This is a genomic window from Bifidobacterium [indicum] DSM 20214 = LMG 11587, assembly GCF_000706765.1.
Taxonomy (GTDB): domain Bacteria; phylum Actinomycetota; class Actinomycetes; order Actinomycetales; family Bifidobacteriaceae; genus Bombiscardovia; species Bombiscardovia coryneformis.
This window is the reverse complement of record NZ_CP006018.1, coordinates 403443-423771: the sequence shown is the minus strand read 5'-3', so window position 1 is coordinate 423771 and position 20329 is coordinate 403443. Positions and strand designations below refer to the sequence as shown.

Below are 20329 nucleotides of genomic sequence, written 5' to 3'. Positions count from 1 at the left end.
TGTCACATCCCTCCATCCGCGTCACTCCAGAGCAGGGGTATCCGGCAGCCCCTCGGGGTGAGGGCCACGATCGGCCTGGGTCGTGGGAACCAGGACGAGTTCCTTGACCAACCCCCTGGTGGCCTCGGCCGAGTGCCGGTCCAGCTCATCGTCCGTGATGACCGTATCGACCTGATCGAACCCGGCGAAGAGGGAAAGGGATGTGCAACTCCACTTGGTGTGGTCCGTCAGAATGATGGTCCGGTCGGCGATGTCCATCAAGGCCATGTCCGTGGCCGCCTCCAGGGAATTGGGCATCAGGAAGCCGCGGGGTATGGATACCGAGTGGGTACCCAGGAAGACCGTATTGACCCTCAGGGAGGAAACGACCTTATCGGCGATGGGGCCGACCAGGGAATTGGATCGGGTGATGACCCCACCCGTGACGATGACCTCGACGTCCTTGCTCTCCATGGCCTGGACCAGTTCGGCCACCGGGATGGAATTCGTCAGGATGGTGACCCCGGCACAACGCCTGCTCTCCAGGAGGTGCTGGGCGAAGACGTAGGCGGTGGTCCCTCCCCCGATGGCAATCACATCGCCGGGGGAAACATAGTCGATGGCCCTGCGGGCGATGGTGTCCTTGAGCCCCATGTCCATCTGGGACTTGACCGAAAAGAGGGGCTCCGCCAAAAGGGAGCTGGTTGTCACTGCACCACCATGGACCCTCTTGAGCAGGCCCTTATCGGCCAGATCCGCAATGTCCCGCCGTATGGTCATGGCCGAGACACCCAGCTCCTTGGACAGGGCCGTGATGCGAACGGCACCACGGGTACGTAGCCGGTTCAGAATCAAATGTTGGCGCTGCGACGATATCATTCGCACATTATCGCACACATTCGACCAAAAACTCAAATCCGGTTTTCGTTCATTGTCGCCGCTCCACAGCCGGGCCTTTCAGCCGTAAGACCGTATGAGCCAAATCCAGCAACCGTCCAATCCCGCCATTGTGAACTCGATTACCATCCGCACCTTCCCGGTATCATAGCCACAAGGAGATTGAAATGGAACCAATTCGGTCGCCAGCAAAAGTGAACACCGCCTACAGGAAACATCCCAAAATGTAACGTTCCCCGGCGGATGCCGCGACCATGATGTGCCCCCGGACCTATCGGATGGGCCGACCCAGAAGCCTGCCCCAGCCCCATCTGGTCACCTGGACCACGGCCTCAAGGACAATCCCCGTGTCCATCTTGGACCGCCCCCGTATCCGTTCCACGAAGACGATGGGGACCTCATGGACCCTGCCACCGCCGGCCACGATCCGTCGGAGCATATCGATCTGGAAGACGTACCCGCTGGAATGCAACCGGTCCAGGTCGATTTTCCCAAGGGCCTCGGCCCGATAAGCCCTCAGACCGGCGGTCATGTCCCTGACGGGCATCCCCAGTGCCATCCTGGCATACCAGGAACCCAGGCGCGAAATCAGATCGCGGTACCAGGGCCAATTGCGGGTACTTCCACCAGGGACCCTACGCGAACCGATGACCAGATCGACTTCGGGATGACCCTCTGCATACTGCAGAACCCTGGCCATGTCCTGGGGCCGATGCGATCCGTCCATATCCATCTCGCAGATACGCCTGTACCCTCGTTCCAGGGCCCATCGGAACCCGGCCACATAGGCCGGCCCCAGCCCTTGCCGCACATCTCGATGCAGCACCGACACGCGTGCATCCTCCAGGGCCATGGCATCGGCAATCCTACCGGTCCCATCCGGCGATCCATCATCCACCACCAGCACATGGACCTCCGGGCAGACTCTCAGAAGGGCCTCAAGGGTGGTCCTGATATTCTGCGCCTCCTGATAGGTCGGCATGACCACCAGAGTCCCCAGGCCCTGGTCATTCAGCACTGCTCTGCTCATCTGCCTTCAGCCCCTGCCAAGGCGGTACTCTCAGCGATTGGTCCCGTAGGCCCCGCGCCGATACGGGTCAGGGTAAGGAATGTCCGCCTTGTCCATGCCCAGTTTGTGGGCGGCCCTGAGCGGCCAGTAAGGGTCGCGCAGACCGGCCCGCCCAATCTCCACCGCGTCGGCCTGACCCTTGCGGATAATCTTGTCGGCCTGCTTGGCCTTGGTGATCAACCCCACGGCCGTGGTCGGAATCAGGGCCTTGCTGCGCACCTGGAAGGAGAATGGCACCTGGTAATTTGGGCCGGCGGGAATGGTGACCCCCGGAACGATGCCACCTGTCGACACGTCAATCAGGTCCACCCCATGTTCGTTCAGCACCTTGGCCGTTTTGACCGTCTCCTCCAGACCCCAGCCGCCGTCGGCCCAGTCAGTGGCCGAAATTCGTACCAGAAGGGGCATTCCGGCCGGAATCACCTCACGTACGGCATCGGTGACCTCAATCAGGGCCCGCATCCTGCCGGACAGCCTGCCACCGTATTCGTCCTTCCGGTGGTTGGTCAGCGGGTCCAGGAACTCGGAGAGCAGGTACCCATGGGCGGCGTGAATCTCGATCCCCTCGAACCCCGCCTTGACGGCCCGCATGGCGGCCGAGCGGAAATCGGCCACGATTGTGGATACCTCCATCCTCGACAGTTCGGCAGGGGTGTCCATGTCCCCATAAGCGATGGGGCTTGGCGCCAGGGGCTGCCAGCCCCCTTCGGAGGCCGGGACGGTGGCGTTGATGTGACCGGTGGGCGTACACCCTGACGACCCCTTGCGCCCGGAGTGGTTGAGCTGAATGAAGGGCTGGGCACCGGCGGCCTTGATGTCGGTGACGATTCCCTGCCAGGCACTGGCCTGCCTGTCGTTCCAGATGCCCAAATCACAGGGCGAGATACGTCCCTGGGGGTTGACCGCGGTGGCCTCGGCTATGACCACACCAAAACCACCCAGGGCCCTGGAGACGTAATGCTGGTAGTGGAAGTTGGTGGGAATGCCATCCTGGTTCACGCAGGAGTAGGTGTCCATCGGGGGCAGCCAGGCCCGGTTGCGAATCTGCAGGTCACGCAACTGCATGGGCTCGAAAAGGTCGGGCAACTGACTACTCACCTTGCCCCTCCCCTTCTCGCCTTTCAGTGGGTTTCCCCCATTCACGTTGCCATGACCCATACGGCCCCTGCCTCTCTGTGACCGTGCGGGGACGAGCCGCGAGAAACCGCAATTTCACTTGCTCAACCCGTTGCCGCCCCGCCACGATGACCACTCGTGTGAGCTTCCCTATACCGCCATTTTAGGCACGAGGTCCAGATGGAAGCCTACTGGTCCTGCGGCTGGGCAGGAGCAACAGGTTGTTGCTCCGCATGTTGTTGCTGTTGAGCCTGCTGCTCGGCCTGCTGTCGGGCACGCTGTTGTTCTTCCTCCTGTGCCCGTCGCTGCGCCTCTTCCTGCGCCCGCCGCCGGGCCTCCTCCTGCTCCTGTTGCTGCTGGCTCTCGGTCTTGCCCTGCATGGCCACTGCGCGGGTGAACTTGGGATCGGGATTGCCATAATCGTTGTCAGGCGCGATGTTGGCGGCGGCCAGATAGGTGTTCATGAACTCCTTCCAGGCCGGGGTGGCGATATACATGCCGAACCAGGTCCCCATGGACCTGCCGTTGATGGTCTTGCCACTGAAGGACACCTGCCCCTCGGCGTTGCCCACGGTCACGAAGGCGGCCACCTGGGGCACGAATCCGCCGGTGGTCATGTACTTGTCCTCATGCGTGCCCGTCTTGGCGAAGGTCTTGCGTCCGCCGTCCAGCTGGGTTGTGGCCGCCTCGCCGCCCGGCTGGACCACACCCTGGTTCATGGCGTAGGCCACGGTCTCGGCGATGCCCGGCTCGATGGCCTGATGGCAGTTGGCCTTGGGGACCTTCAGGTTCTTGTTGTTCTTATCGACCACCTTTGTCATGGCTATCGGGGTGCAGGCAGTGCCCTTGGCCGCCAGGGTGGCATAGACATTGGCCATGGTCAGGGGTGATGCCTGAACGGAGCCGATGGTCATGGGCAGCTGGAACGAGTTGGGCGAGTGGATGTCCATCTGGTCCCTGGGAGAATTGTGGTATCCCAGGTCCTTGGCCGTGTCGGCGATGGAACAGAGTCCGATCTGCTGAGCCATGGACGCCTGGGTGGTGTTGTGGGACCGGACCAGACCCTGGAGCGGGGTCTCCGGCGAGGTGGTGCCGCCGCCGGAGTTCTCTACGTGCCAGTTGCCGCTGCCGAACCCATAGGAGGTCCCGTCGGGCTCCTGGCAGTTGAAGGTCGACTGGTTGTAGTTGGTCATGGTCCGCAGGGGCTCGTTGATCGACCTGCCCTCTTTCATCCAGGCAGCCATGTTGATGGGCTTCCATGTGGATCCGACGGGGAAGCCCCAACCGCCGCCATCCACCTGGTCTACGGCGTAGTTGATGGCCGTACGGGTACCACCACCTGAATTCTGGGTGGCGTCGTAGATCCTGTTGATTCCGAAGCCCAGAACCTCACCGGTGCCTGGCCTGATGGCTGCCATGGTGACCTCGAAGCCACTGGGATCGTCAACGGGAATCGTGTCCCTCGCCGCCTGCATAGCCGCCGCATTGGCGTCCACATCCATGGTGGTGTAGATATCGAGACCGCCCTCCTTCAGGAGTTTGTTACGGTCCTCCTGGGTCTTTCCGAACTCCTTGGAGTTGAGTATCTGCTTGGTTACGTAATCGCAGAAGAAGGCGGCATCCCCGGCAGCCTGGCAACCCGCGTCGACGCTCTGCACATGGAGCGTCTCCTCAAGGGGTTTGGACCTGGCCTGGTCATGCTGCTCCCGATCGATGTAGTGTTCCTGGAGCATCAGGTCAAGGACGATGTTGCGTTGCTCCTGGGAGGCATTGATGTCCACCGTGGGGTCGAATCTGGCCGGGTTCTTGGTCACGGCCGCGATGGTGGCCGCCTCACCCGGGTCCAGGTTCTTGGCGGACTTGTTGAAGTAGCGTCGAGCGGCAGTTTCCACCCCGTACACGTTGGTGCCGAACTGGGCGATGTTCAGGTACCCCTGGAGAATCTCGGGCTTGGAGTACTTCTTCTCCATCTGCACGGCGATCAGCATCTCCCGCATCTTGCGGGCGATGGTCTCCTCCTGGGCGTGGTACTCGGCGATGGGGTCGTTGTTCTCCTCAGCCTGGTTCATGAGCATGTTCTTGACATACTGCTGGGTCAGCGTGGACCCTCCCTGGGTATCGCCCTGCTTGATATACGTCTGGATGAAGGCCCTGAGAACGCCCTGGGTATCCACGCCTGAGTGCTCGAAGAAGCGGCGGTCCTCCCGGGCCACGACGGCCTTCTGCATATAGCCCGAAACGTTCTTGATCGGCACCACTATCCTGTTCTGGGCATAGAAGGTGGCGATGACCGTGTGCCCGTCAGAGGCGTAGAGCCTGGACTGCTGGGGCAGGTCATTCACGTTGAAGTCGATGTTCTCGGTCTTCAGAGCCGGCATCATGTTCGTGGCGGCCGCATTCACGCCGAGAACGGCCGGAAAAAGAAACCCTGAGACCACCACACCACCTGCCACGCAGAACAGGAGGTAGGCCAAAAGCAGGGTGAAGAAGCGGCGTACAGTCATGGACTTCTTTTTTTCGGGCATGAAATCCATAGTAGAGCCTCGGCTCTACCGACATGAAAAATCATGTCGACTTGTTCATGGGGTTCCTACATGCGCGAGCGCCGGATCAGGGCGCCGGGCTGGAAGATGATGATGGTACGGCCCCGTCGAGAGATCCAACCCCTGTTCGAGAAGTCCATCAAGGCCTTGTTGACGGTCTCCCTGGAGGCCCCCACCAACTGGGCCAGCTCTTCCTGGGTGAGGTCGTGAGGCACCATCAGCCCCTGCTCGAAGGGCTCACCGAAGCGGGTGGCCAGGTTGAGGAGGGTCTTGGCCAGGCGGGCCGGGACGTCCATGAAGACCAGGTCAGATATCCGCTCGTTGTTGGTCCGTAGGCGGTTGGCCAGGACCTGGAGCATGTCCACGGCCACCTTGGGATGCTGATTGAGCCAATCGAAGAGCGCATCGTGGTCCAGGGCGGCCACCTTGGTCCGGTTGACCATGACCACCGCCGAGGCCGTCCGGGGGCCACCTGTCGGGTCGAAGACCGGAATCTCACCAAGAATCTCGCCACGTCCGTGGATGCTGAGGAGCTGGATACGCCTGTCGACCGACTGCCTCACCAGCTTGACCCTGCCCTCCTCGACCAGGTACATGCGATGGTCCGTATCACCCTGGCGGAAGATGGTGGAACCCTTGGAGAAGGTGTACTCACTCAGGCTGTCGAGAAGCTGGTCGACCTCGTCCTGCGGCACCTGCTTGAACAGGGCGGTCTGCCTCAGGGCATTCCCTTCCTCGGGAATCTCATTGGGCTTGTGGACCGCCATACTTCACTCCTTCTTGCACCACCGGGCAAGTCGTCATCGACCTCGCACCTGGACGGACGCTGGCAATGGGTACACCTGACTGGCTGTCAATGATTATAGACACACTCATTCGATGACTCCTGTCCAACCAGGTCGGAGGTATCGTTCCTCGGCAAGTCGGGCGGCTCTCTCCTCCAGGCCATGGCCAGGCTCCCCCATGCTCACGCTTCCCGCCAGGGTTGTGAGGGTCCGCAGGATTCCATTGACCAGGGCCATGCGGCCCAGACCGGTCTGCCTCCCAATCGGATCCACCCGGCTTTTGGCCGATTGCACGGCCTTGTCGCTGATTTTTTCCTGGGAGGTGTTCAGAATCCGAACCATCAGTTCGGCATCAATCGAGTATGAGAGGGTCACATGGTGGAGGAGCCCGCCCGGACCGCCTCCCCTACCCGGGAAACGGCGCTGGGAGGCGCCACCCATCTTGCCCCTGGGTGAGGCGATGTCGTTGAGTCCCTCCCAGCCGGCCTCGATTCCCTGGGCTCGCAATGCGCGAATCAGCCAGAGGTCGCATAGGCGGTAGGACCGAATCGGATCCAGACCGCGTACGAACGAGGCGGGCACATACAGGGAGTATGTGATGACCCTGTCAGGCTCGACGAACATGGCACCTCCGCCCGTGCAGCGCCTGACCACGGTGAATCCAGACTTCCTGGCCCGGTCCGGATGGACCTCGTTGGCAAGGGATTGGAAACGTCCCAGCACCACGGCAGGGGCCGACCACTGCCAGATGCGGAGGGTGGGAGGTTGCGTGCCATCTGCCACGGACTCGGCCAGGGCCTGGTCCATCGCCATCTGCATGGCCGGGTCTCGCGGACGATCCTTGACGACGGTCAGGTCCAGTTCCGCCCATCGTCTCAGGGCTTCATCCAAACCGGTATCCGCATCATCGGCTTCACAGCCTCGCCTGCCGGAATCGGTATCGGTCAAGCTCCCCTCGGGTACGGCGGCCATGTCGGCATTCCCGCTTCGGACCTGCTCGGATGGAAGGGCCCTGGTCATGGCCGTGACCAGGGAAGGCGAGGATATGCCCAGGATCCGTTCGGCATCGTGCCTGTCCATGACCGCATCGAGGGTGGTCCTTGCATAGTCGGGATCCAGGGGCAGCCGCATCTTCATCATGGCGGACTCCAGGGCGGTCAGAAGCCCATCAGAGGTCCGACCATCCGAACGGTAATCGATGAAGAAGTCACCGTCGATCCTGCAGGAATCCAGACAGGGACGCCCGTCGGACGTCCGTCCAAGCTGCAGGGCGACCGCCACCAGTTTCCCACCGGGCTCCTTGCACTCCCCCCGAAGGACAGACGGCATTAATCGGTCAGCTCCTGTCCGTAGCCGTCACGATGCCATTTTGATCCGGGCGAGGAAACCAGAATCAGTATTCCCTCAATCAGGCTCCAGACGCTGGAGATGAACGGACCGAGGAAGAAGAAGAAAAACCCGATCAGGGTAATCATGAGCTGCGCCATGCCCTTGCCTGTATGACCAAGGTAGAAGTTCCCTACACCGAAGACGCCGAGGAAGATGCTGAGCAGGCCGGCGGCCAAGCGTGAGTGGCGAGCGGGATTGGCCAGGGGTGGAACCGGCTGCACATAGGTCGGAGGGGCGTACCCGGGATTGGCAGGTGCCTGGTAGGCCGGAGCATATCCGGTTCCGTACTGTTGATTCTGCTGATACTGCTGCGCGCCGTACTGCTGTTGGGCCGGATATTGCTGACCGGCATAAGGCTGTGCTGCGTACTGCTGGGCAGGATATTGCTGAGCCGGGTATTGCTGAGCCGGGTATTGCTGAGTTGCATACGGCTGAGCCGGATCCGACCAGGGCTGGTTGGACTGTCCGTATGGTTGCGAGCCATACGAGCGGCCATCATAAGCCTGTGCGCCGCTGGATTGCGTCGGATACGCCCCGGTTCCATACGGCTGCCCTTCACCAGGCTGCGCACCATAGGCCGCAGAGCCATAAGGCTGGCCGGCATAAGACTGCGCCGGGGCCGACTGCGGCCCGGAGGCCGGCACACCGTAGGACTGGGCCGTGGTCGCACCTGCCTGATTGCCCTGTGAGGGGAAAGCAGGGGTTGCACCCTGCCCCATACTCACATCAGGCTGGCTGGAGGGTTGATCGCCATACTGTTGCCCATATGAAGGAGTGACGGTCGTTTCATTCGAGGACGGCTGCGGCTCCACCGGCATCTGCATGAATTGCTGGCTCGTCTGGCCATCCTGCGGGTACTGGGAGGAGGGCGACGGGTTTGAATCGGGCGAAGACTGGGGGATCTGCGCCCCAGCAGGATTCGGTCCCTCCTGTCCGTCGGTGCCTGACCAACCGGTCCTGGCCTGGGGGTCATCGTCTGCGAATTGCCGATAATCGTCCATAGTCATGTTCTCAAGAGTAGACCAGAGTCCCTAAAAGCCCTGCAAGGGGCGAAATGACTCACAATCTGCCCAGGATGTCCTTTCCGATCCGGCTGGTGGAGCGGCTTGTTGCCCCCAGCTCTGCGATGTCGTCCTCAACGGCCTTGTTGATTCTGTCCGCTTCCTGGTCGAAGCCCAGATGGTCAAGCAGCATCGCGGCCGACAGGATGGCGGCCGTGGGGTTGGCGATCCCCTTGCCGGCAATGTCGGGAGCGGACCCGTGGATGGGTTCGAACATGGACGGGTAGGTGTTGCTGGCGTTGATGCAGCCCGAGGCGGAGTAGCCCACGCCGCCCACCACGGCTCCGGCCTCGTCCGTAAGGATGTCACCGAAGAGGTTGTCGGTCACAATCACGTCGAAACGGCTCGGCTCGGTCACCAGGAAGATGGTCGAGGCATCGACGTGCAGGTACTCACGCTCCACCTCGGGGTACTCCTCCCCCACCTGGTCAACCAGGCGTTGCCACATGTCACCGGCATTGGTCAGAACGTTCTTCTTGTGAACCAGGGTCAGCTTCCTGCGCCGCTTCATGGCCAGCTTGTAGGCATAACGGACGACCCTCTCCGCCCCGAAAGCGGTGTTGATGGAAACCTCGGTGGCCACCTCCTGGGGGGTGCCGCGGCGGACGGAACCGCCGGCGCCGGCATAAAGGCCCTCCGTCCCCTCGCGAACCACGACGAAGTCGATGTCGCCAGGATCGGCCAGGGGCGAGACCACACCCTTGTACAACTTGGAAGGACGCAGATTCACATACTGATCGAGTTCAAACCGCATCTTGAGCAGAAGACCCCGCTCCAGGATGCCCGCCTTGATCCGGGGATCACCGATGGCCCCCAGGAGTATGGCATCCTGCTGCTTGAGCCTCTCCAGTTCCTCGTCCGGCAGGATGGCCCCGTCACGCAGGTAGCGCTCGGCACCAAGGTCGAAATCAACATATTCGAAGTTCGCCCGCCCCTCGGTCACCTTCTCCAGAACCGCCTGGGCCTCGGGGACGATCTCCTTGCCGATGCCGTCTCCCGGAATGACGGCAATGTGATAGGTCTGTTTCTTCGTATCGCTCATATTCCGAGCATAGATAAGGGCACCGGGGCCGTCTCAGGAAGATACCGAATCCCGGACAGGGGTTTGATCGGGAACCATGATGGACAGGCACCAGGCATTCTCGAACGCCAGTTCCTCCCATTGCCTGTAGCGCCCGCTGATTCCCCCGTGCCCGGCCTCCACCTCGACCTTGATCAGGGCGTCCGCACCGACACGAGGCTCCTGGAGCCTGGCCACCCACTTGAGCGGTTCCACGTAGAGCACGCGGGTGTCGTTCATGGAGGTGGTGATCAGGATGGCCGGGAAGTGCCCGGTGCCATGGTCGCGGATGCGCTCGTCGGCGTTCTGGACGTTCTCATAGGGAGAATAGGACTTCATGTACCGGTAGACCTCCGGGTCGTGCAGGGGGTCCCCCCACTCGTCCCACTCGGTCACGGTCAGGGGAAGGTCCGGGTCCAGGATGCTGGTCAGGGCATCCACAAATGGCACATCGGCCTCGATCCCGGCATAGAGCTGGGGAGCCATGTTGGCCACGGCACCCATGAGAAGACCGCCAGCCGAACCGCCGTTCGCCACCGTATGGAGCGGGTCAGCCCACCCCTTGGCCTGCAGGGCGGCCGTTACGTCGATGAAGTCCTCGAAGGTATGCCTCTTCTGGAGTCTGCGACCCTGCTCGTACCAGGCCCGCCCCATCTCTCCCCCGCCCCGCACGTGTGGGACGGCATAAAGCACACCCCTGTCCAGGAGACTCAGGCGGCCAGTCGAGAAACCAGGATCGGAGCTTATCTCGTAGGCCCCGTACCCGGTGATGAACATGGGCGATCCGCCCTGCAGACTCCGGGAGGTGGAGGCCTCGTCGCCGGGCCAGGGCAGACGGCCGGGATCGGACGGCGCCGGGATGACCTCATCATCCAGACCGGTCCTTCCATCGGCATCCAAGGCAGGGACCATCCCCCGCCGCCAGACCAGGGAGACGGGCACCCTGGCACCGTCTCGCACATCCACCCAAAGGCGACGTTCGGCATACCTGTCCGGGTCGAAATCACCCAGGACCTCGGCCCGTTTAAGGAGCCGGTCGGCGCCCGTTGCCGGATCCATCTCATGCAGCTCCGATGGAACCGTATAGCTGCTGAAGATGTACCGCATGGTGGGGGCTTCGTAGGAGGGGTTGTCGGATGAGGCGATGCTGTAGACCCTGCCCTGACCGCTTCCCCGATCGGCATGGTCCAACAGGCCCTGCCCGGGAACCACCTGGCGGAAGCGCCAGGGACGACCGGCACGAAGGTCCTCGATGGCCTCCTCCTTGGGAATCACCGCAAGGCGGGGCAGGCTGTCGGCCCGGTAGGTCATGACCACAAAACTGCGGTGGATGCCCATGCCCTCGATGCCCAGTCCGCGAGCGCCCTGGAGAATGGCCGGGTTTGCAGGGTTCCGATAGGGCGTATCCGGGGATTGGCCCGCATCAGCCCCTCCCTGTTCACACCCATACGGGCTGCCCTGGGCGATGCAGACCCCCTGACCAAGGTGGTAGGGCGGCTTGGTCCGGCTCATATCGATCAGATCGACTTGGAAATTCGGGTTCAGCACATTGTGGTAGACCACCGCAACCGGAAGGTCCTCCCCATCGGGCCCGGCCCCCTCCAGGCGGCTCAGGCTCACATCGTACTCGACCCCGTCCTGGCGGGGGATGAAGGGAACGAAGTCACCGGTCGGGTCCTCCAGGGAGAGCATGAGGACCTCGCTGGTGGTCTTGGATGAGGATCCGATCATCAGACTGGCCTCGTCAAAGCTCAGGCCCAGGCCCACCCAGAAGCGTTGGTCGGGTTCTTCGAAGACCCGGACGTCCTCATCCCGGGGTTGCCCGACCTGGTGACGCCACACGGCACAGGGCCTCCAGGCCTGGTCCACGGTGGTGTAGAAGACCCACTTCCCATCGGGTGTCAGTACGGCCCCGGACGACACCTGGTCGATCCGGTCAGGCAGGTCCTTGCCGGTGGAGAGGTCTCGGATGCGCAGGTCATAACGCTCGTTCCCGCTGGTATCCAGCCCGTAGAGCATCCACCTTCCGTCCCTGCTCAGGTCCAGGCAACCCAGGGCGAAGAAGTCATGGCCCTGGGATTCCTTGTTGGCGTCGAAGATGATCTCCTCCCCCGGCAGGGAACCCGGGGCGCTTCCCTTATCGATCAGAGGCGGATCCCAGTCATCATCGCCCCTGACGGGCAGGCGGCACTGAAGGCCGTACTGACTCCCCTCCAGTGTTCTGCCGAAGTACCAGTAGCCCTGGATTCGGGTAGGCACCGACATGTCGGTCTCCTGCACCCGGGCCTTGAACTCGTCCAGGAGGGTCCGGCGCAACCCGGCAAGATGACTCAACCTCTCCTGGCAGTACTGGTTCTCCTGCTCCACATACTTGCCGGGTGCGCGGGTCCTCCTTCTGCCTCATCCACTCGTATGGGTCCTCGAAGAGGTCGCCGTGAAAGCTCCGTCGGGTCGCCTCGGCGAATGCCCTGGGAACAGTCGGGATGGTATCGGGAGAATCGTTGCAATCACTTGCCGAAAAGCTCATGGGGCGATTATAGCCGGAACCTGAACACCCGCGGCCTGGATTGACGGCCGGGGATGTGATGGTATCGGGCATAGGGCCCGAACAAGGACAGGGCGCTCAGTGGTTGGCGGCCAGGTAGGGCAACATGGTCCGCATCAGGTTGACCCCGGTCGTACCGTAGAAGACCGGTACGCCGGTCTCCGGTGCAGGCTGGGAGGAGGTTCGGTTGATGATGCCCAGACCCGATTCCCCCGGGCTGAGCTGGCGGATGCCTATGGCCAGGACCCTGCCCGGATAGCGGTGGACCACCTCGGCGAAGGTGGTGGGGTCGCTCTGTCCGTCGTCACCTATAAGGACGAAGCGCATATGGGGGAAGTCGGCCATCAGCTGGTGGATGAACTCCATCTTGTGCTGAACGATGGAGGGCACGAAGGTCTTGGGTCTGGGATCCAGATCTCGTAGGAGAAGCGGCCCGGAGGGGAAGCCGTGGTCACGGATGAAGCCCCGGATGGCGCCCTCAACATTCCAGGGCGAGGCCGAAAGATAGAAGAAGGGCGCCGAAGGGTCCAGATCATGGATCCGGTTGTAGAAGACCGACATCCCCGCCACCGAGGAGCGATTGTGAGGGTCGGAAAGAAGGAAGTTCCAGGCGGCCTTCCAGTGGGTGGGCACCTGGCTGACCATGATGGTGTCGTCCACATCCGAGATGACTCCGAATCGTGCCTCGGGAGGGATGATGTAGAGGGGCGCCGTGACGGTCGGCCGCCCCTGCACCTTGTAGGAGACCTGGTGAGTGCCGGGCGTCAGGTGGTGTTCGGCGACCAGGTCCAGGTAGCCGGAACGATCCGACAATACGAATTCGCCGTTCTGGTTCCGGCTGGGATCCACCGCGTCATAGACGGCGGAGTCCCCCACCTGAACCGTGCCCAGACGAACCTGATCGATGGCCAAGGCGACCCTGGTCCTGGGGGCAGGGACGGTCAGCAGCTCCCGTATCCCCCTCATCGCTCTGTCCGACCTGCCCTGACTATCGGATAGCACGGTCCGGCAGATCAAGCGCGAATAAGCCTGGGTCCCGTACCCCACATAGGGCTGTATCCGGGGGAACCAACCCATCCGTCCGGTCAAACCGGTTGAGAGGCCCACCCAGAACTCGAAGAGGCCTGTGACGATACGCCGGGCCAGACGAACCGGCGCCGGTCTGGATTCGATGCGCTCGCCAGGACCGGCAGCGTCAAAGGCCGTGCTGACACTGGTGACCTGCCAGGGGCCACCCCGGCCTCCCTGTTCAGAGGGCCTGCGACTATCCCGCTCGGACACCATTGCCTCCTGGGTGAGAAACGCCCTGACTCAGCCCAACTTCCTGAGCATCTTGCTGTATTCGTCGGCAGTCAGCAGGTCGGGCTCATCATCGTCAAGGGTCATCTTCATGATCCACCCCTCCCCATAGGGATCGGAGTTGATGACACCGGGATCGTCCGAGGCGGAGCGATTCACGTAGGCTATGGTTCCTGAAACCGGGCAGACCACAGGCTCCACGGCCTTGGATGATTCCAATTCCACCACCTCATCGCCGGCCTCGACCTGGGTGCCCGTCTCGGGGAGGTCAAGGAAGACGAGGTTGCCCAGCTGGTCCGCCGCATATTCGGTCACGCCGATTACAGCCGGGTCCTGGGAGGCGTCGATCCAGACATGGTCGGGGGAATACTGCAGGTGATCGGGCACGTCCAATCGGACGGTGCCTTCGCTGTTCTCTTCACTCATGGGTCCAAGCCTACTATGCTCCGGGATGTGCCGAGGCATAAACCGCCCGCCAGGTCCCGGACCATGGTCCTTTGACCACCGGGGACCAGATAGGAGGAGGCCCCTAACGGACCGGCCCCGGGGGAACCTCTCCCCAGACCTTGACCATGGTCCCGACCGGTGCGTTGTCGAAGATCCACTTGGCATCCTGCTCATACATGTTGATGCAGCCGTGTGAGCCGTAATGAGTGGGGTCGCCCGTGGCAATGCCGCCATGGTTCCAAGCGGCCGTATGGAAGCCTTCGCTGCCGTTGTAATAGGAGACCCAACGAACATCGGGCGAGACGTAGCCCGGCCCCCGCATGGTCTGAATCGCATACCGGACGTTGATGAAGAAGGTACCCGTATCCGAGCCGTCCCCATCGAAGGGCTTACCCGAGCAGATGAAGAAGGTCTGGACCGGGGTGGTGCCGTGGTAGACGGTGGCCGTCTGGTTGGAGAGATTCACATCGATCCAGGTATCGCCGTCGGGAACGTCATACCGGGCAACCCTGGTCTGCTCCTTGTGAGGAGTCACATCGGCCTGGACCTTGATGGTATCCATGTTCCCGCTCTTCAGCGCCTTGATGACCTGGTCGGCGGTGGCTTCGAAGTCCTTGACCTTGACCCCGTCGACACCCTTGGTGGTCTCGGCCACCACCTCACCCTTGGTGTTCTTGACGTTGACGGCCGTCACCATTTCCCGGTCGAGCGCCTTGGGGAGTTCCTGGCTCAGATAACCTGAGATGGCGGCCTGGTCGAAGTCCAGGCTCATGGTCCCCCGCTTCAGGTCGGTGTCCGGCTTGACCCAGGATGCCACGGTCGGAGCCGGTATCCTCATACTGTCGTTATCGGTCGCCTGAATAACCAGGTCCTTGGCGATGCGCTGGTTGGCTTCGCCCGCCACCTTGGAAGCCACTTCCACGGTGATGGGCATGGGGATGTCCTGGTATGTGACCGCAACCCTGGCCTCATGTCCAGGCTCCTGCACCAGGGAAGAGACCGCCTTCTCGACGGGCTCCAGCTTGGGGGCCTTGCCTCCGCGCCCCTCCTGGACCGTGAAGGCATGCAGGCCCTCGTCAAAGACGATGAATGAGGGAACGGAGCGACTGCCCTCGTCGATGAATCTCCCGGTGAGGAACCGGTCCATCGCCAGTTCGTTGTCTTCGGCAACCAAGGGTACAGACACACGACGGAAGGGGTTGAGCCGCTCGAAGTCGCCTTCGCGTTTGCTTCCCATGAGCTCCTTGACGGTGCGCTCCTGATTGACGGAAACACCGAGATCCTCCAGACCGGCAGTGACCGAGGGCTTGCCCTGGCTGGTCAGTTCGACCTTGGAGTCCTGCACCTTCTGGGCCACGATCTTCCTGACCTGATCGGCATCCTTGCCCATCATGCTCTGGCCAGCGAAACTGACCCCCGGAGCCACTCTGTCCTGGAAATACTGACGGGCGCCAAAGAACCCACCGACAAGAACCACAGCGAGGAGGAGGAACAGGAGCAGGGTAATCCATATGGCCTTGTGCGTGCCGAACCAGGAGGTGCGGGCAGTGGCCTCACCGAAGACCCGGCTGACGGACTCATCCTCGAACAGATCAACCGGCTCTTCGTCCTGGTACTCAACCGGATCATCGGCCAGGGGAACCTGGATGGGCTGCATGATTACCGTTTCAGCCTCTTCCACGCCTCCACTACCCTCAGGAAGCAGAGATTCCGATTGCCCCGCCGCAGCCATTGATCACCTTTCCGCACTGTTTCGATCCTGGATTATTTTACCCTGTGCCTTACCCAGAATCCCTTTTCCATCAGTACTCCGGCAGGTCGCTGCCGTACCACTCCTCGATCATGCCCCGAGCTATGGTTGCCCGCTTGGGCAGACGGATGGTGCCGCCGGCCATTCGTGCACCCAGCTCGTCCCGGGTGAACCAGCCGGCCTCCTTGGTCTCCTGACCATCCACGCGGATTTCGGTCCCCAAGGCCCGGGCCTTGAAGGCCACCATCAGCGAAGAGGGGAAGGGCCACGGTTGGGAGCCCATATAGCGCACCTCCCCCACCCGGATGCCCACCTCTTCCATGGTCTCGCGGCGGACGGCGTGCTCAAGGTTCTCACCGGCCTCAACGAACCCGGCGGCAACCGAATGGAAATCAGGTCCCCAGGAACTGTTGTGCTGCAGAAGGAGCCGGTCACGGGAATCCACAACGGACATGATTACGGCCGGCTCGATCCGGGGGAAGAGGATGTGCCCAGGCTCCACACCCCGGCAATGTTGGGCCCAACCCCCCTGACAGGGTTCCACAGGGGCGGCGCATTGAGGGCAGAAGAGTTGCTGGCTCTGCCACATCGACAGGGAAACCGCGCTGGTGGCCAGGCCCACCTGTCGGGGCGTGCCATGAGGGGCGAACTCCCTCAATCCGATCCAGTCGAACCTCTCCCTGGCCGCATGTATCAGCCTCGAATCACCTGCCTGTGCACCTTCGGCATACCGCTCCAGGAGGGCAAGATCCAGGGCCAGGTAGTCTCGGCCCTCCAAGGACCCCAGATAGTACAGCGGTCGGGTGTCGCACCCGTTCCCGCCGAGATCCTCCGTCAGGTAGGTTGCCGGCAGCATGACCAGGCGGATACCCGCATGCCGACGTCCGGCCGTGGCTCCCTGTCCCTTGGGGACGGCCAGGCGGTCACGGTCAACCAGAATCACATCCGAGGCGGGCGACCCCGCCAGTTCCCGCAAGAGACCGGGTTGCCCGCGACGGGCAACGCAGTAATCCACGTCCCCCTGCGCCAGGGGAAGGAAAGAGAGGGTACGGGTCAGGGCCAGGGGCGAAAAGGCGGAATGAGGGGAATCGGTCATCTCAGCACCCCTCGGATTCCTCGACCCTGCCCGAACCCTGAACATCGGCCACCAGATCGACCAGGGCGGAGGCCACCAGGTCGGGACGCTCAACGGCGCTGAAATGTCCGCACTCGGGAACCGATACGAATCGCACTCCTCCGGGTACCGAGGTGGCGGCATCGGCGAGGGGCCGCATGACCCTGGGCGGGCTGGAGGGATCCAGCTCACCGGAAACCATGGTCAGAGGCACTTCGATACCGGGCAGGATTCCGGTCTGGTCAGGACGACCTGCAGCCATCCGTTCCCTCCAGGCGATGCCCTGGGGTGACTGGGATTCAATCCACCCGGTCATGGTGTCGATGAACTCCGGCGAGGTCTTGAACCTGGAATCACCCTCCTGAGGCCGGGCGAAGTGCATGACCCCATCCACCCCGCCCGTGTCCAGGCAACGTTGGGCTATGGCGAGCCGGTTGGCCCGGGACTGTGGGGCATCATCCTTGGTCGTCGTGTCGCAAAGGGCCATACCGGCCACCACTTCCGGATGAAGCCGCCAGACGGCTTCCACCAGGTATCCCCCCATGGAGAGACCGACCCAGATGGCCTTTGAATGCCCAAGCCCGGCAACCAGGTCAACGTAGGCTTCAGCCATCCGGTCCAAGGCATGAGGATATGAACCGTCCGGGGCCAGCCCACCGTTCTGTTCCTCCAGAGGCAGTGGGCCATCACCGGCCCCGGGCATATCCGGCGCATAGATCGGGAAGGGGATCAACCCCCGCCGGTCGGCCTGATTGATCAGGCTGTCCGCACACACATCCCACATGCGATGGTCGACCGGGAAGGCATGGCAGAGAATCACAGGAAGACCCTCTCCCTCGCGATATACGGTATTGGTGATGGTCATGGTCATCGGCTCCGACCTGCCTTCCCTACTGCTGGTATTCCACTGGTTTATGACGCCTGAATCAGAGGACCCCCGCCCAGGACAGGGCCGTGCGAAGTACACGCCCGTGCCCGTTGGGCATCTGGCCTATGAAGGTGTCGAGCATATCCCCCCTGGGATCGACCCACTCCACTTCAAGGGTTTCATCCTGGGGCTTGCAGTCGCCGGCCACGGGAACCAGATAGCACAGGGCGATGGCATGTTGGCGGGGATCGTAGTACTCGGAGAGCCCGGGCGTGGGGAAGAACTCGGCCACAGTGAAGGGCTGGAGCCCGGCAGGCAGGACAGGAAGGGCAAGCTCACCCAGGTCCTTGGCGATGTTCCTTGCCAGGGCCTCCCTGATGGTCTCGTGGTAGAGCACCCTCCCGGTGATCAGGGTCCGCTCTATATTGCCGTCGTCCCCGACGCAAAGGAGGGACCCCACCTGCGACACCAATCCGAGATCGTCAACCCGTACAGGAACAACCTCGACATACGCCATGGGCAGCTTCCTGCGTGCCAGGTCTATCTGCTCCTTGTCGAGCCATCCGGGAGGATTGCCCCGCGAAGTGCCACGCACGAAATCCTCCGGAGTGATGTTGGAGAACTCACCGCGCCTGCGGTTGGAATCGAAGTCATCGTCGTCGGGTATTTCGTCATTCAACACTGGCATACACCCTATTATTGGTTCCCGGCTTGACCGGGCGAAACCACCCGTCCATATATATACCCTGAGCTTATTTCCGCGATTTCTCCAGCCTTGATGGAATGCTGATGGGAAGAGAACTGTTGTGCTGCATGGGAATTTCCCTTGCAGCAGCGGGATTCGTTAGGAGCGCGATTATGGCCACCACGACTATCACCTCGGATAACTTCGAGCAGACCATCAGCGGGAACGACCTGGTGCTGATCGACTTCTGGGCCACCTGGTGCGGACCCTGCAAGGCGTTCGGCCCCATCTTCGACAAGGCCTCCGAGCAGAACACCGATATCGTTTTCGGCAAGGTCGACATCGACAAGAACCAGGATCTGGCCGCAGCCGCCGGCATCCAGGCCGTCCCCACCCTGATGATCGCCAAACAGGGCCAGATCATATTCAAGCAGGCAGGAGCCCTGAGAGCCTCCGACCTTGACGACCTGATCGAGCAGGCCCGACAGGCCGATATGGATACGGCCACCCAGGAATAAGGCGGTCTCCCGCCCGCCAGGGTTGGTTCAGTACGGGCGGTGGACTAGAATCGAAGCATATGTTCCAGCGCTCCCTTCGGCATGCCCGGATGGGAGGCAGGGTCGGATTGCGTCCGGACTGCAACCGCTGAGGATCTGTTGACCGAACAGAGGAGTGTAATGGCGAAGCATGGCACAGGCCGGATGGCTGCGGTCAAGGCCCTGACCAAGCGTCAGTGGGTACGGCTTGCCGCAGGAACCACTGTCGTTGGCCTGATCATAGGCGCGGGGTTCATCTCCCGCGACTTCTATGCGACCCAGAACGGCGGCCCCGCACAGGGAATCACGGCCTACTCCGCCACCCAGCAGAACCACGAGGTCTCCAGGAGTTCCACCAGACAGGCCCTGCGTAACGGCGAAGGCGGATCGAGCGCCAACACCTCCTATGTCACCGTACAGATCAACGGCAAGAACCGGGTCGTCCTGGGCAACGGCTTCACCGATGTGAAATCCGTGCTCGAAGCGGGCGACATCACCTTGGAGCCTGGCGATCAGATCAGCCCGGCCCTGACCAAACCCGTGAGTGAGAAGACGGTCATCAAGATCGACCGGGCGGACGCCCAGGTCATGACCGACGAGTCCGACATACCCTTCAACACCATTGAGGAAAAGACCGACTCCCTCCCCGCCGGAACCACCAAGGTGAAGACCGAGGGCAAGAACGGCGTCATGGAAACCACCAGTCTGGTCACCGCGGCTGGCAACAAGAACCTCTCCAAGAACGTCTTCGCATCCTTCGTGAAGACGGCACCCGTCAACAAGGTCATCCTGGTCGGCACCGGTCGTCAGTCATCGGGAACCAGCGGGTCGGCATCGTCATCATCAGGGTCATCCGCAACCACGGCACCTGTGGGCGAATCCCAGAGCATCGCCCACGAACTGGTCACCGCCAGGGGTTGGGGCGAGGACCAGTTCACCTGCCTGGTCCAGCTCTGGAACAAGGAGTCCGGTTGGAGAACCAACGCCGCCAACCCCTCCGGTGCCTATGGCATTCCTCAGGCCCTGCCCGGAAGCAAGATGTCCTCGGCCGGCGCCGACTGGCAGACCAACCCCCGCACCCAGATCGTCTGGGGTCTCGGATACATCCAGGGTCGGTACGGCACTCCTTGCGGTGCCTGGTCTCACTCCCAGTCGTCGAACTGGTACTGATTCGATAAAAGCCGGA

General features: G+C 62.2%; 17 protein-coding genes. 2 read left to right on the top strand and 15 right to left on the bottom strand.

Annotated features, from left to right (window positions below; translation table 11 throughout):
- Positions 1 to 21 precede the first annotated feature (21 nt).
- The 15 genes from BINDI_RS01550 to BINDI_RS01480 all read right to left on the bottom strand — a co-directional run bounded on the left by BINDI_RS01550 (position 22) and on the right by BINDI_RS01480 (position 18610).
- Entirely contained in the window at positions 22 to 876 is an 855-nt protein-coding gene (locus BINDI_RS01550; RefSeq protein WP_081830746.1) for a DeoR/GlpR family DNA-binding transcription regulator, read from the bottom strand.
- Between the two features lie 271 nt (positions 877 to 1147).
- Positions 1148 to 1906 (bottom strand): polyprenol monophosphomannose synthase, encoded by a 759-nt coding sequence (locus BINDI_RS01545; RefSeq protein ID WP_033491573.1) that lies wholly within the window; start codon positions 1904 to 1906, stop codon positions 1148 to 1150.
- 30 nt (positions 1907 to 1936) lie between these two features.
- Complete coding sequence (locus BINDI_RS01540) at positions 1937 to 3103, bottom strand: NADH:flavin oxidoreductase/NADH oxidase (RefSeq protein ID WP_081830745.1); 1167 nt, start codon at positions 3101 to 3103, stop codon at positions 1937 to 1939.
- A gap of 146 nt (positions 3104 to 3249) precedes the next feature.
- Positions 3250 to 5586, bottom strand: coding sequence for a transglycosylase domain-containing protein (locus BINDI_RS01535; RefSeq protein ID WP_052109094.1), 2337 nt, complete (start codon positions 5584 to 5586; stop codon positions 3250 to 3252).
- 65 nt (positions 5587 to 5651) lie between these two features.
- Complete coding sequence (locus BINDI_RS01530; RefSeq protein WP_033491569.1) at positions 5652 to 6371, bottom strand: Crp/Fnr family transcriptional regulator; 720 nt, start codon at positions 6369 to 6371, stop codon at positions 5652 to 5654.
- A gap of 105 nt (positions 6372 to 6476) precedes the next feature.
- Positions 6477 to 7718, bottom strand: coding sequence for a lipoate--protein ligase family protein (locus tag BINDI_RS01525; RefSeq protein WP_052109084.1), 1242 nt, complete (start codon positions 7716 to 7718; stop codon positions 6477 to 6479).
- Positions 7718 to 8785, bottom strand: a complete 1068-nt coding sequence (locus BINDI_RS07065; RefSeq protein ID WP_237742955.1) for a TM2 domain-containing protein — start codon at positions 8783 to 8785, stop codon at positions 7718 to 7720. Before BINDI_RS07065 ends, BINDI_RS01525 begins: the two co-directional genes overlap by 1 nt.
- A 52-nt stretch (positions 8786 to 8837) precedes the next feature.
- Positions 8838 to 9881 (bottom strand): 3-isopropylmalate dehydrogenase, encoded by a 1044-nt coding sequence (locus tag BINDI_RS01515; protein ID WP_033491568.1) that lies wholly within the window; start codon positions 9879 to 9881, stop codon positions 8838 to 8840.
- 33 nt (positions 9882 to 9914) lie between these two features.
- Complete coding sequence (locus tag BINDI_RS01510) at positions 9915 to 12266, bottom strand: S9 family peptidase (protein WP_052357142.1); 2352 nt, start codon at positions 12264 to 12266, stop codon at positions 9915 to 9917.
- A 256-nt stretch (positions 12267 to 12522) separates the two neighbouring features.
- Positions 12523 to 13728: an App1 family protein phosphatidate phosphatase gene (locus BINDI_RS01505; protein ID WP_033491565.1), complete on the bottom strand. Its 1206-nt coding sequence runs from the start codon at positions 13726 to 13728 to the stop codon at positions 12523 to 12525.
- Between the two features lie 27 nt (positions 13729 to 13755).
- Positions 13756 to 14169: a glycine cleavage system protein GcvH gene (gcvH, locus tag BINDI_RS01500; RefSeq protein WP_033491563.1), complete on the bottom strand. Its 414-nt coding sequence runs from the start codon at positions 14167 to 14169 to the stop codon at positions 13756 to 13758.
- Between the two features lie 103 nt (positions 14170 to 14272).
- Positions 14273 to 15922: a L,D-transpeptidase family protein gene (locus BINDI_RS01495; protein ID WP_052109082.1), complete on the bottom strand. Its 1650-nt coding sequence runs from the start codon at positions 15920 to 15922 to the stop codon at positions 14273 to 14275.
- Between the two features lie 70 nt (positions 15923 to 15992).
- Positions 15993 to 17036, bottom strand: a complete 1044-nt coding sequence (nudC, locus tag BINDI_RS01490; RefSeq protein ID WP_033491562.1) for an NAD(+) diphosphatase — start codon at positions 17034 to 17036, stop codon at positions 15993 to 15995.
- A gap of 1 nt (position 17037) precedes the next feature.
- The gene (locus BINDI_RS01485) at positions 17038 to 17925 is read right to left on the bottom strand and encodes an alpha/beta fold hydrolase (RefSeq protein WP_033491561.1); all 888 of its coding nucleotides are present in this window, start codon (positions 17923 to 17925) and stop codon (positions 17038 to 17040) included.
- Between the two features lie 55 nt (positions 17926 to 17980).
- A complete protein-coding gene (locus tag BINDI_RS01480) occupies positions 17981 to 18610 on the bottom strand; it encodes an NUDIX hydrolase family protein (protein ID WP_033491559.1) in 630 nt (209 codons plus the stop codon).
- 170 nt (positions 18611 to 18780) lie between these two features.
- Between BINDI_RS01480 and trxA the strand changes: the two genes are divergently transcribed.
- Both trxA and BINDI_RS01470 read left to right on the top strand, forming a co-directional pair.
- On the top strand, positions 18781 to 19125 hold the full coding sequence (gene trxA / locus BINDI_RS01475) for a thioredoxin (protein ID WP_033491557.1): 345 nt from the start codon (positions 18781 to 18783) through the stop codon (positions 19123 to 19125).
- A 159-nt stretch (positions 19126 to 19284) separates the two neighbouring features.
- Positions 19285 to 20313 carry a resuscitation-promoting factor gene (locus tag BINDI_RS01470; RefSeq protein ID WP_052109081.1) on the top strand — a complete coding sequence of 343 codons (1029 nt, stop codon included), beginning with the start codon at positions 19285 to 19287 and terminating at the stop codon, positions 20311 to 20313.
- The last annotated feature ends 16 nt before the right edge of the window (positions 20314 to 20329 follow it).

Coding starts and splice junctions, on each gene's coding strand:
- BINDI_RS01545 (WP_033491573.1), bottom strand. CDS start 1,906: ATGAGCAGAGCAGTGCTGAATGACCAGGGCCTGGGGACTCTGGTGGTC.
- BINDI_RS01540 (WP_081830745.1), bottom strand. CDS start 3,103: ATGGGTCATGGCAACGTGAATGGGGGAAACCCACTGAAAGGCGAGAAG.
- BINDI_RS01535 (WP_052109094.1), bottom strand. CDS start 5,586: ATGCCCGAAAAAAAGAAGTCCATGACTGTACGCCGCTTCTTCACCCTG.
- BINDI_RS01530 (WP_033491569.1), bottom strand. CDS start 6,371: ATGGCGGTCCACAAGCCCAATGAGATTCCCGAGGAAGGGAATGCCCTG.
- BINDI_RS01525 (WP_052109084.1), bottom strand. CDS start 7,718: ATGCCGTCTGTCCTTCGGGGGGAGTGCAAGGAGCCCGGTGGGAAACTG.
- BINDI_RS07065 (WP_237742955.1), bottom strand. CDS start 8,785: ATGACTATGGACGATTATCGGCAATTCGCAGACGATGACCCCCAGGCC.
- BINDI_RS01515 (WP_033491568.1), bottom strand. CDS start 9,881: ATGAGCGATACGAAGAAACAGACCTATCACATTGCCGTCATTCCGGGA.
- BINDI_RS01505 (WP_033491565.1), bottom strand. CDS start 13,728: ATGGTGTCCGAGCGGGATAGTCGCAGGCCCTCTGAACAGGGAGGCCGG.
- gcvH (WP_033491563.1), bottom strand. CDS start 14,169: ATGAGTGAAGAGAACAGCGAAGGCACCGTCCGATTGGACGTGCCCGAT.
- BINDI_RS01495 (WP_052109082.1), bottom strand. CDS start 15,922: ATGGCTGCGGCGGGGCAATCGGAATCTCTGCTTCCTGAGGGTAGTGGA.
- nudC (WP_033491562.1), bottom strand. CDS start 17,036: ATGACCGATTCCCCTCATTCCGCCTTTTCGCCCCTGGCCCTGACCCGT.
- BINDI_RS01485 (WP_033491561.1), bottom strand. CDS start 17,925: ATGACCATGACCATCACCAATACCGTATATCGCGAGGGAGAGGGTCTT.
- BINDI_RS01480 (WP_033491559.1), bottom strand. CDS start 18,610: ATGCCAGTGTTGAATGACGAAATACCCGACGACGATGACTTCGATTCC.
- trxA (WP_033491557.1), top strand. CDS start 18,781: ATGGCCACCACGACTATCACCTCGGATAACTTCGAGCAGACCATCAGC.
- BINDI_RS01470 (WP_052109081.1), top strand. CDS start 19,285: ATGGCGAAGCATGGCACAGGCCGGATGGCTGCGGTCAAGGCCCTGACC.